We start from the raw sequence: 11,142 nt of genomic DNA, 5'->3' as shown, positions 1-11,142 counted from the left end.
CCCAGTAGAGTCATCGAGTTGGCCCATCGTGTACACCCCTCGAGTGAGTGCTCACGTTTTCCGACCGCTCTCTGTTACTACTTCAGTGACACTCGACAGTGTGCTCCGCTCGTCCTCACAGCGAATTTTTCTCTGATTGCTTCTGAGGCGGAGTCGATGGGAGGTGACGACGAAACGTCTCGCTTGATGGCAACGTGTGTGGAGTGTAAATCTGTGTTCGCCGCTCTCGAGTTCCCGAACGGAACGATCCAGCCTATCGGAAGTCGTGACGGATGTACTTCGTGTGGAGCGACGGAGTTCGAACCGTTACCGGAGCCCTCGTTCGACTTCGACGAGACTGACACCTAACCGGTTTGACGAGAGGAGAGACTGTGACCAATCTCGAGAGTCAGTTCACGGTCGCCCGAGCAGTACCGATGAGAGCGCGTTGGAGTGTAGGGACCCGGTCGGGTCACTCCGAGCGACCCCCATCCTCGTGGGCCGTCGTCTCAACCTGGGGCACGCTCCGTGCCTTCTTCGTGGCCAGTATCCGCACTGAACGGTCGTCGTGTCATCGCAACCCTGCCTGATATCTCGCTCGTTCACCTGCTGGTTCAAGCGGGTGATTTTTCGAGACGGGAACCGAACTAATCGTGATGGAGAGAGCATCTCTTCTGCTACTCACATTAGTGACGACTGGCGTCGGTACGCTAATCGTCGGATGGCTCGGCTTACTCGCAACGAACCAAAACCCGTGGCTACCGGATGCGATCGAGTTCCTCGTTATCGGAATTTTGAGCCTCGTAGTGCTCCTCTTGTGGATGCAACGGAGTGAGGACCTAATCTGATTGTACTCCTCTCATCTCTTTCTTTAGGTAGATCGTTCAGGTCCGCTCGAGTCGGTCCCGTCGCCGGGCCGTAACTGGCGTTCGCCTTCGGCCTCGAGCGCATGGCGTACGTCGATGTCGATCGCCTGGTGGGCTGGACGGGCGATGGGTCTCACTCTCGACGTGATAGAGTTCGCTCGCTGGGACGAACTCACTACACATCCGAACCACCTCCGTGGTGGCCGGATGTCGTCTCTGGATCTGGAATGCCGACCGCTATCCCAGCTGCAGAGCCGCGCTGGATTCGTCGGTAGGAATCGCAGTGACAACAGCGGTGAACGCGATCGTCACCGTCACCGAACACACGGCCGAATTGGTCGGTGACGTACGACCCACAGTGACGGCACGTCGAGTCGCTGTCAACCGACGGCCAGGGCGCGGTCGTCACGCAGACCACCTCCTCACGTCCTGTCGGCCATACGGAATTATCTCGAAATCGAGAATAGGATTTTCGGCCGATTTAGCCGTCTCAGGCGCTACGGGTTGAACACCTAAATGATTTCGAGTGGGACCGTCGAGGTGTCGCCTCGCGACACCTCGTGCTCCCAATTTGGCTTCGCAAAATATGGGACCGCCGAGAATTGAACTCGGGTCCTACGGACCCCATCCGCAGAGGATACCACTACCCCACGGTCCCGCAGTTTCACGAAAGGCGCTCCGCTGTTTAAGCATATCGTTTCGATACTCGAGTCACACGAGTACACGCTCGAGGGACACAGCGACACCGTGGTCGGTATCGCCCGACCTAGCGAATGTACCGAGACAGACGGCACTCCCGTTCGGCGTGTGACAGGCCACGAGCGACCCCTGCTCGATACCGTCGTCCACGTCGAGTACGCCCGGTTCGTACACTGGCGCACCGTTCGCTACTTCTTGGGCAGCACTTTCGGCAATCGTCACCGACGGAAGGTCCTCGAGGATTCGTTCGGCCGGGTCGACCACCTCACGAAGTAGTGTCTCGTCATCGTCTTCAAGCCAGAACGCGAGGGCATCGAGGAACTCAGACGTGTTGTGGAGGTCGGTATCATCGAACGGCGTCGTGGCCGACCGCCGAAGATGCCCCATGTGTCCGCCAGTACCGAGGGCTAATCCAAGGTCGTGACACAGTTTGCGCACGTACGTACCACTCTCACACCGAATTCGCAAGAGCACCTTCCGGTCGTCAGTCTCGAGCACCTCGAGGTCGTATATTTCCCGTACGCGCAATCGTCGAGAGACTGCACTTTTGCGCGGTGGCTTCTGATAAATCGGTCCCTCGAAGTCGCTGACGACTGATTCGACGTCTGCTGGGACGGGGGCGTGACACTCGAGGACGGCGACGTATTCCTTCGACCCTTCGAGAAAGACCTGCGCGAGACGCGTCGCATCGCCGAGCATCAGTGGGAGACAGCCAGTAACCTTGGGGTCGAGCGTCCCAGCGTGGGCCGCTTGCTCGAGTGATTCCGCTGCGCCGGACGCAGAGAGCGTGTCGTCGACGGAATCGCGTAACCAGCCGCTGACCTGGTGTGAGGATGGCCCCGGTGGCTTATCGAGGTTGACGACACCGAAGGTGAGCAACTCGACCGGCGTTCGGTCGTCGGGTGGACCACGAAGACGGGAATGCTCGACCATGGTCAAAACTCGTACTCGAGTTGAATCGCTGCCTGTCCTTCGTCACCCGAATCGTCGTACTCTCCAACGGCCGTGACGAGCATGTCGAGTACGGCGTCGGGTTCCCAGCGAGCCGTATTCACGGAGAGATCGTAAATCGTCAAATCCTGAATGTTGATGTCGTAGTACTCCAGATATCGCGACGCCTCGCTCGCCTCACGCGCTTTCGTCTCCTCCGTCGCCCGTTCCGGATCTTTCCCCTCACGCTCTGCGATTCGTTCGCCTCGAACCTGTGGCGGCGCATCGAGCCAAAACCGGAAATCAGCCTGTTCACCCGCGAGCCATCCGGCAAGACGGGATTCCAGCACGAGTCCGTCCTCTTCGACGGCGATTTCGCGGAGTCGTCGATCGAGGTCCCGATCGATCTGATCGTTTTCTTCCGCGAGTTTGTTGAACTCGAGTGGGGTATAGCCGCGCTCGTCGGCTAATTCGCGGAAAATATCGCCACCACTGACGTGGTCGAGGCCGAAGGCGTCGGCGAGCAGTTCCGCAGTGGTACTCTTCCCGCTTCCCGGCGGGCCGGAGACGGTTAGTAACATATCCAAACTGCGCGGTGGCGGGTAAAATGGGTTTTGAATCGCTCACAAGCAGGTCGGAGCCGAATCTGAGACACGAAACCCGATCGAAAATCCAGCGCGAAATTGTGAGGAAGAACAGTCCGGCGAGGAAGAACGTTCGTTAGGTTCCCGACGGCGTCATGTCGATATTGAGCGACTTGCGCAGTAACTGCGTGAAGCCCATCGAGCACAGGAAGTACCAAACGATCCACGCTGGCATCGGACCGAGGAGGCCCGCGTTCCAACTCGTCTCCCCGGCGAGGGGCATGACGATCGTTCCCTCGACACCGACACCGTGAATTCGCCAGTACATCCAGAGGAACAACGGAATGGTAAAGAGCATGATCCAGACCATCGGCCGGAGTTGCTCTTTGAACATACCGAGATTCTCCGCCATCGCTTCCATCTGCTCTTCACGGACCGCGTCGAGTTCGTCGTCGAGTCGCTCTATTTCGGCTTCGCTGGCTCCGCGTTCTTCGGCCTCTTTCTTGCGCTCGCGGGCATCCTTTTGCTTCTCCTGCATCGCCTTCATGCGCTGTTGGTACTTGCCCATGATTTCGGGGTTCATGAGGTTCGCCTGCAACAGCGTGGAGTACAGCCCCGTCAGGAGGGCAACCGAGAGAATAACCGCATAAAACGGAAGCGCCGCGTCGAGTGGACCGAGTGCAGCGTCGATCGTTCCACCGACCGTGTCACGGACGGACTCGATCCAGTAACCGAACATCAACAGTAGCGAGGCCACGCCGGCCATCTTGTCGTACTGGGACCACTGTGATTCCTCGGCCTCGATCTCGATATCGGTATCGTAGCTTTTGGCGGACGAATCACCATCGAGGGCGTCGTCGTACGCCTCGCGATCGGCGATTTCGAACCCATTTTCGCCGTCAACTAACACTCCTTTTTCGATTAGCCGGCCCCATTGCCCGCTCGTCAAATCGTCGCGGACGTCGGCCCACTCGACCTCGCCACCGTTCTGATCGGCCGCCTCGCGGATGGACTCGAGTGCATCCGTCATGGCGGAATCCTCGCGGACGAGGTCGTCGATTTTCTCCGCTGTACGCGTCATCTATGTGTGGCTAGGGGAGGTTCGGTATACAAGTGTTTATCTTCGGTGCTCGAGTAAGCAGTGGTCGACTATTATATCGGTAGATCCTGGATCCAAACCCAGCAAAGAGTTGCCGTACCACTTTTTCCGCTACAGGCGAGGAGAAAAATTCTCACTGTGAACTAATATAAACTGTCTGAAAATACTTGACCGACCGATATTACTATAGTATTGGTTTTCTAGCTGTGTATCATGACTGTTCAGTCCGGGGACCAATCACTTCCATCATCCCTCCGGGGGCAATCCACAGTACTTGGTATCGTCCTCCTAATCGGGATGGTCGCAGTTGGGAGCACCGCTCTGTTCTTAGTTGCTGTAGACTCTACAGAAAGCATAGAACATGAATCGGAACAAGACCGCATTGAAAACGGGTTCATTGAATTAGGGCATCAAATGGCGTCAGCATCTTCGGGTAATGATGTGACTCAATCACTCAATCTCGATGTTGGGGACGAGGGCACAGTCGCAAGTAAAGACACAGGTAACATACACATTCAAGGAGAGGATGTCGATACAAACGTCTCGATCGGAGCTATTGAATACGAGTCCAATAATGGCGAAAAGGTGGCTTATCAGGCCGGTGGTGTATTCCACGAGACGATGGACGAAACGCAAGTAAAATCGTCCCCACCAATCCACTATGACGATCAAACGCTTAGCTTCCCGATCGTTGAATTAGCTGAAGAAGGAGATTTGAATTCGGGAGACATCTCATTAGAACACGAGGAAACCGAAAATATACACAATCCAAACACAGTTGAGGGAGAAACAGTCAGTATTAACGTTACGAGTCAGTACTATCTCGGTTGGAAAGAACACTTTGAACAAACAGTTGGTGATGAAGGGGATGCAGTACAAGATTATGGCCAGATAAACGAAAGTCATGGCTATGTTGACGTTGAGTTTGGTCTAACTAGTGTTGAAGCAGTCTTTGAGAATGCAGTTGTCACTGATGAGAAACCACCATCCGGTGACGCAGGGGGAATCCATGGAACTTCTCTGTATGGTGATGATGTAAACATTTCAAATATTGATAGTCAAGTAACGAGTGCTATCGCTGATGCAAACGAGAGCCACGATTCGCTCTCAGAGAGTGAAAGTCAAATCTCATCAGGTGACTACTACGTTAACGGTGATCTTGATAATGATGACTACAATTTGGATACCATTGACATTAGTAATGGAAACGTCTCAGTTTTTGTTGATGGATCGATAAATGTAAGCGAAGACATTCAGGTTACAGGCTGGGAGGAAGGCAACGAAGCTCAGATTTATACAACAGGTGATTTAGCTATAGATGGCGACAATGGGATGTATGTTGGCGAATCTGCGTACTCTCCAGGGAATCCTGGAGGGGAAGGTGATCAGGAAAACATCCATGCAAAGCATCTCCAAATATATGGAACCTCTGACTTTAGATTAGATATGAGTGGCAACGATCACTATGAGGGGATAATTTATGCTCCGGGTGGGACAGTCACTAGCGGCGGTACCCCAACGATTTACGGTTCTGTTGTAGTTGGTGAAATTGAATCGATTGATGGTGCGTCAGAGATTATTCATGATAACGATCTTGATGATTCGTTCGAGCCTAGAATGCAGAGTGGCGGTCAAATCCCACCAGAAATTACGTATCTCAACGTCGTAAAACACGAACTAACCGTGGAACAGAACTAGCACATTCTACTCAGGTTGAAGAAACCATCACTGCAACGTATGTGGGTTTTGTTACTATTTTAGTCGGTATTTTCGATCGTCTTCTTCACGTCTTCCCACACGTCTTCAGGAGCCTGCTCACCGTCGACACGCTCGAGCGAGCCCTCATCCTCGTAGTGGTCGATCACTGGTTCGGTGTTCTCGCGGAAGACGCGCAGTCGTTCTTTGACGGTTTCCTCTGTATCGTCCTCCCGTTGCTCGAGTCGGTCCTCAACCTCGGGATCCTCGGGTGGGTTGTACTCGACGTGGTAGATATCGCCAGTTTCGGGATCGAGTCGCCGTCCCGTCAGTCGGTGGACGAGTTCCTCCTCGCTCACGTCGAGATAGAGCGCGAGGTCGAGGTCGGTCATGTCCTCGAGTTCGTCGGCCTGCTCGAGGTTTCGCGGGTAGCCGTCGAGGACGAACCCGTCGGCCTGTGAGAGAGCTTCATCGACGATCGCGTTGACAACTTCGTCGGGGACGAGCTCACCCTGATCCATGTACTCTCGAGGGGTATCGTACTCGGTATCCATCTCGGAGATGTCCATCTCCTTGTTCGCACGGAGTGCATCACCGGTGGTGACGTGGTCGATGTCGAATTCGTCGGTGATCTTTGCACTCTGGGTCCCCTTGCCTGCCCCTGGTGCGCCCAGGATCAGCATTCGTGGCTGTGCCATAGGGACTCGTTCTCCGGCGTCACATAAAGGCTTAAAGAAACGGGCACATCGAATGACGTATGACTCGATTCGACGCGTCCGAGCCACCAGAACGGCGAAAACTGTACGTCGACGCCATCACGGCACACCGAAACCGAGGCAGCGACTTCCTGACACTCGAGGCCGACAGGTCAGTCCTCGAGTCGACCGACGCCGACACCGAGACACCACTCGAGGAATCGGGCGGTGTGTCGGACACCGAACCCGAGGGCCCGGACCCGGAACTTGGGCTTCCCTGGATACAGTTCAGCGACGGGACGATCAACCTCGATTGTACGGATTCGGAACTCGAGGCACTCAAAGCTCTCTTAGGTGAGTTTCCCGCGTTCAAAATCGACGAGATTCGACGTCCCGAAGATGCGACGGGAGTGAACGTCCACGTGAGCGCGAAGGCGGATCCGAACCGAATTGCACAATGTCTCGATGCGATCTTTCAGCGTGTGTATGGACTCGACGAGAGCGCTCGAGTATGGGTCGTCGGAATCTGAATTATCGCGGCGCGCGCGAGGGCGAATGTGGCTTTTCAATTCGGTGCTCGAGCATCGAACCACAGTCGTCTCAGTTTCGTGGCGAACACGTTCGCTTTCGCCGGCGGTTTTCAGGCTGTACGTGTCCGCCATTGGACACGAGCATCGGGAAACAGCGATAGAAAAAAGGTCTCTCCCTCGAAGCTACTGATGAAGGACCCCGGAGTGATGGCCCCGAAGCACGACGATATATCGTCAATAATCGCCGTAGCAGGTGATGACGTCTCCGATTCGGTCAGAGCGTTTCCAAATAGATAAGTGTCCACGGCCATCATCGTCCGACATATAAGCGGTACCAAAACGAGGTGAATACAATCTTCAGCGCATTTACGACTCCGATGGAAGTGCAGACGCGCGTCGACGTGTTCGAGAGCATCTTTCAGGTGTTTCTTGCACTCGGGACGCTCGTCGGTGTCGTCGTTATCGCATACACAATGTACAACGCGTACAAGTATCGTGATACCGACGACGCGGAAACCGACGATTCTCTGCCAACACTCGGGGAGTTACCGACAGGAGGAAAGGGCGGCAAGAAACTGTTCCTATCGTTCGGTATCAGTGCAATCATCGTCATTTCGCTGGTTGTCTGGACGTACGCGATGCTGTTGTACGTCGAGAATCCAGAGGACGACTTCGACGAAGATCCAATCGAGATCGACGTCGAAGGTGACAACTTTGCCTGGTACTACGAGTACGAAAACGGCGTCGAAGCGACCAACACCATGAACGTCCCTGCCGATCACCCAGTCGCAATCGAGGTGACTGGCGGTGACGTCTGGCACACGTTCGGCGTCACGGACTTACGGGTGAAAGCTGACGCAATCCCCGGTGAGTACGACGAAACGTGGTTCATCGCAGAGGAAGCCGGTGAGGAACACGAAGTCGAGTGTTTCGAACTCTGTGGTGACCAACACTCCGATATGGTCGGCAGCGTGCAGGTCATGGAAGAAGACGAATTCGACGATTGGCTCGACGACCAACTGAACGTCGATATTACCCTCGAAACCGAGGATGAAGAGCCAGTCGAAGAAGGAACCTACGAAATCACCCTCGAGCACCAGGAAGAAGACTTCGTCTACGACGAAGACGATGGTGAGTACGACAACGGAACGATCACCTTCGAAGATATCGAGCAAGGTGGCGAGTACGAGCTGACCATCGAATTCGAGGACGACGAGTACGAACCGATCGAAGACTCGATCAACCTCAACGGTCCGGAGAACATCTCTGAGACGCTCGAGGATCCGGATGCAGAAGACGATGATGCGGATGACGAAGAAGATGAAGAAGCTGACGACGAAGCGGATGACGACGACGAAGACGGAGGTGAGAACTAATGGGTGATCTCCCTCCAATGACGTCCGTCAAACGGTGGTTAGTCACGACGAACCACAAGGACGTCGGGATCCTCTATATGGTAACAGCGCTGTTCTTCCTGTTATTCGGCGGGATCCTCGCGTTGATCTTCCGTGCACACCTTTGGGAGGCAGGCGGTACAGGACTCCTCTCGGGTAACGAGTTCAACCAGGCCGTCTCGGCCCACGGGCTGTTGATGGTGTTCTGGTTCCTCTCACCGATCGCATCCGGGTTCGCGAACTATTTCGTTCCGCTTCAGATCGGTGCGAAAGACCTCGCGTTCCCACGACTGAATGCCTTGAGTTACTGGTTTTACCTGTTCTCAGGGATCCTCATCGCACTGTCGTTCTTCCAGGGCGGAACGTACGCCGGTGGCTGGACGATGTACGCGCCACTGAACGTGCCAACGTACACCCCGGCGATGGAAGCGACAGCCGGTGGCAACGCGACGGTTCTCGCGTTGTTGATGTTCGTCTTTTCGATCACCCTCGGGACGATTAACTTCCTCGTCACGATCCATCGTTCTCGCGCGGAGGGTCTCGGCCTCTGGAACATGCCGATGTTCACCTGGTCGTGGCTGCTTACGGTCTGGATGATGCTGTTCGCGTTCGCAGCGTTGCTTGCAGCATTACTCCTGTTGACGCTTGATCGGCTGTTCCTGACACAGTACTTCATGACCGATCAGGGGTCGGGCCTGCTGTGGGCACACCTGTTCTGGTTCTTCGGCCACCCGGAGGTGTACATCGTCTTCTTCCCCGCACTGGGGATCATGTTCGAGACGTTCCAGACCTTCTGTGGTCGACGTCTCGTCGGTCGAAAATGGGTTATCGTTGCAATGGTGCTCGTGGCCGTCCAGTCGTTCCTCGTCTGGATGCACCACATGTTCCTGACGACGATCAACCTCGAGATTACGACCTTGATGATGGCGACAACCATCGGGATCTCGTTACCGTTCGACCTGATGGTCTTCGCGCTAATCTACACGATGGTCAAGGGGCGCGTGCGTTTCACGACGCCGTTCCTGTTCAGCCTCGGTGCACTCGTCTTGTTCATCCTGGGCGGAATCACCGGCGTCTTCCTCGGTGCCGTCGTGCTCGACTACGAGTTCCGTGGCACCTACTGGGTCGTCGCTCACTTCCACTACGTGATGGTTTCGGGTGTGACCGCGTTGGTCGCTGGCCTCTACTACTGGTGGCCTAAAATCACCGGGAAGATGTACTCCGAAACCCTCGGAAAGCTCAACTTCGCAGTGTACTTCATCGGGTTCAATCTGCTTTACTTCCCGATGTTCCTCGCCTGGGAGACGCCCCGACGTGTCTTCGCATTCAGCGAGGGCTTGGAGATCTACCATCAGGTTGCGACCGTCGGTGCGTTTATCCTCGGCGCGTCGTTCCTGATCATGTTCTACACGTTCGCGAAGAGCTGGATTTCGGGGCCCGAAGCACCCGACAATCCCTGGGAGTTCTCCCGAACTGCCGAATGGGCGATTCCATCGCCACCACCACTCGAGAACTGGGGCGGACGACCGAGCTACGCCAGTGGTCGCCTCGAGTTCGTCGAGGACTCGAAAGCGGCAACCGACGGCGGTGTCGCGACCGGCCACGATGCTGCGGCGGCAACTGAGACGAGTCACGAAGAAGAACACGCAGACCACGCCAGTATCTGGCCACTCGGCATTGGCTTTGGTACCTTCGTGTTCTTCCTCGGTCTAACCGGCCTCACGCCGTACATGATCGAGTTCGCGGAGAATCGTGGATTCGAAGAAGCCGCGATGGAGGCCGACCCGAACATCATGTACCCGGTCCTCATCGTCGCTGGACTGGCGATCCTCGCGTACACGTTGTTCAAGTTCGGTGTCGAGCAGTTCGATGCGCCCGAGATGGCGATTGCCGAACGCTGGCCGTTCGAAGCCGTCGGGAACACGAAACTCGGTGTCTGGATCTTCCTGGCGTCGGACGTCGTCGTCTTCGGGGCAGCGATCGGCGCGTTCATCTTCATGCGCCTGCACATGGGCTGGGGCAGCTGGGAGACCGTTCCGTTCGCCTCCTGGCCTGGCCTGCTCAACACCTATGTGTTGCTCACCTCGAGCTTCACGGTCATCATGGCCCTCGTCTTTGCAGAGCGCCAGAATAAGAAGGGGCTTCTCGGCGCGATGACCGCTACGCTCCTCCTCGGGCTGACGTTCATGGGCGTCAAAGCCTACGAGTACAGCGTCAAGTTCGCCGAAGGCGATTACTGGTGGAACGGAGTCGAGTACTCCATCTACTTCGTCACCACCGGCCTGCACGCACTACACGTGATCCTCGGGCTTCTGATCGCGATCTTCATGATCTACCGGATCATGAGTATCGACGCCTACCTCGAGGACCATCGGCCCGTGGAGTTCTTCGGACTCTACTGGCACTTCGTCGACATCGTGTGGGTCTTCCTGTTCCCACTGTTCTACCTGATGTAGTGCCGGCGGGCCACGCAGGTAGAATCGATTCATTTTGCAGTATTCGTTTTAACGCCACACTCACACTCGAGTTGTTCAGCTCGGCTCATGCCTCGAGTCCATCGCTCCACGACTACGACCCCCCTCTCAAAAATACGAGTGCGTCTCTTGGGCTCACTTGCACACTATTCCGTGGGTGGTGAGTCAAACCAAACGAAACGGATGTCCGAAGCAGT

General features: G+C 55.6%; 9 protein-coding genes and 1 tRNA gene. 4 read left to right on the top strand and 6 right to left on the bottom strand.

Translation table 11 applies throughout. The features are described from left to right. Positions 1 to 1,020: 1,020 nt before the first annotated feature. The 5 genes from BB347_RS19580 to BB347_RS06690 form a co-directional block, all read right to left on the bottom strand. On the bottom strand, positions 1,021 to 1,263 hold the full coding sequence (locus BB347_RS19580) for a DUF7563 family protein (protein WP_076582185.1): 243 nt from the start codon (positions 1,261 to 1,263) through the stop codon (positions 1,021 to 1,023). 169 nt (positions 1,264 to 1,432) lie between these two features. After that, positions 1,433 to 1,503: transfer RNA gene (locus tag BB347_RS06705), tRNA-Pro, on the bottom strand. 53 nt (positions 1,504 to 1,556) lie between these two features. Further along, positions 1,557 to 2,477 carry an RNA-guided pseudouridylation complex pseudouridine synthase subunit Cbf5 gene (locus tag BB347_RS06700; protein WP_076582184.1) on the bottom strand — a complete coding sequence of 307 codons (921 nt, stop codon included), beginning with the start codon at positions 2,475 to 2,477 and terminating at the stop codon, positions 1,557 to 1,559. Positions 2,478 to 2,479: 2 nt separating this feature from the next. Continuing rightward, positions 2,480 to 3,055, bottom strand: coding sequence for a (d)CMP kinase (cmk, locus tag BB347_RS06695; protein WP_076582182.1), 576 nt, complete (start codon positions 3,053 to 3,055; stop codon positions 2,480 to 2,482). Positions 3,056 to 3,194: 139 nt separating this feature from the next. After that, complete coding sequence (locus BB347_RS06690; RefSeq protein ID WP_076582181.1) at positions 3,195 to 4,139, bottom strand: DUF106 domain-containing protein; 945 nt, start codon at positions 4,137 to 4,139, stop codon at positions 3,195 to 3,197. Positions 4,140 to 4,370: 231 nt separating this feature from the next. On the opposite strand from BB347_RS06690, the gene BB347_RS06685 reads away from it, so the two are divergent. After that, complete coding sequence (locus tag BB347_RS06685) at positions 4,371 to 5,855, top strand: DUF7289 family protein (protein WP_076582179.1); 1,485 nt, start codon at positions 4,371 to 4,373, stop codon at positions 5,853 to 5,855. 59 nt (positions 5,856 to 5,914) lie between these two features. On the opposite strand, the gene BB347_RS06680 is transcribed toward BB347_RS06685, so the two are convergent. Beyond that, a complete protein-coding gene (locus BB347_RS06680) occupies positions 5,915 to 6,550 on the bottom strand; it encodes an adenylate kinase (RefSeq protein WP_076582177.1) in 636 nt (211 codons plus the stop codon). Between the two features lie 59 nt (positions 6,551 to 6,609). Here BB347_RS06680 and BB347_RS06675 point away from each other — a divergent pair, with 59 nt between their 5' ends. The 3 genes from BB347_RS06675 (at position 6,610) to BB347_RS06665 (ending at position 10,927) form a co-directional block, all read left to right on the top strand. Beyond that, positions 6,610 to 7,077, top strand: coding sequence for a hypothetical protein (locus tag BB347_RS06675; protein ID WP_076582175.1), 468 nt, complete (start codon positions 6,610 to 6,612; stop codon positions 7,075 to 7,077). Positions 7,078 to 7,454: 377 nt separating this feature from the next. Next, positions 7,455 to 8,453 carry a cytochrome c oxidase subunit II gene (coxB, locus tag BB347_RS06670; RefSeq protein WP_076582173.1) on the top strand — a complete coding sequence of 333 codons (999 nt, stop codon included), beginning with the start codon at positions 7,455 to 7,457 and terminating at the stop codon, positions 8,451 to 8,453. After that, positions 8,453 to 10,927, top strand: coding sequence for a cbb3-type cytochrome c oxidase subunit I (locus BB347_RS06665; protein ID WP_076582172.1), 2,475 nt, complete (start codon positions 8,453 to 8,455; stop codon positions 10,925 to 10,927). Before coxB ends, BB347_RS06665 begins: the two co-directional genes overlap by 1 nt. Positions 10,928 to 11,142 lie beyond the last annotated feature (215 nt).

The sequence above is a fragment of the Natronorubrum daqingense genome (genome assembly GCF_001971705.1).
GTDB lineage: Archaea > Halobacteriota > Halobacteria > Halobacteriales > Natrialbaceae > Natronorubrum > Natronorubrum daqingense.
Note: the sequence above shows the minus strand (reverse complement) of the source record. Positions and strands in the feature narration are given on the sequence as shown.

Coding starts and splice junctions, on each gene's coding strand:
- BB347_RS06700 (WP_076582184.1), bottom strand. CDS start 2,477: ATGGTCGAGCATTCCCGTCTTCGTGGTCCACCCGACGACCGAACGCCG.
- cmk (WP_076582182.1), bottom strand. CDS start 3,055: ATGTTACTAACCGTCTCCGGCCCGCCGGGAAGCGGGAAGAGTACCACT.
- BB347_RS06690 (WP_076582181.1), bottom strand. CDS start 4,139: ATGACGCGTACAGCGGAGAAAATCGACGACCTCGTCCGCGAGGATTCC.
- BB347_RS06685 (WP_076582179.1), top strand. CDS start 4,371: ATGACTGTTCAGTCCGGGGACCAATCACTTCCATCATCCCTCCGGGGG.
- BB347_RS06680 (WP_076582177.1), bottom strand. CDS start 6,550: ATGGCACAGCCACGAATGCTGATCCTGGGCGCACCAGGGGCAGGCAAG.
- BB347_RS06675 (WP_076582175.1), top strand. CDS start 6,610: ATGACTCGATTCGACGCGTCCGAGCCACCAGAACGGCGAAAACTGTAC.
- coxB (WP_076582173.1), top strand. CDS start 7,455: ATGGAAGTGCAGACGCGCGTCGACGTGTTCGAGAGCATCTTTCAGGTG.
- BB347_RS06665 (WP_076582172.1), top strand. CDS start 8,453: ATGGGTGATCTCCCTCCAATGACGTCCGTCAAACGGTGGTTAGTCACG.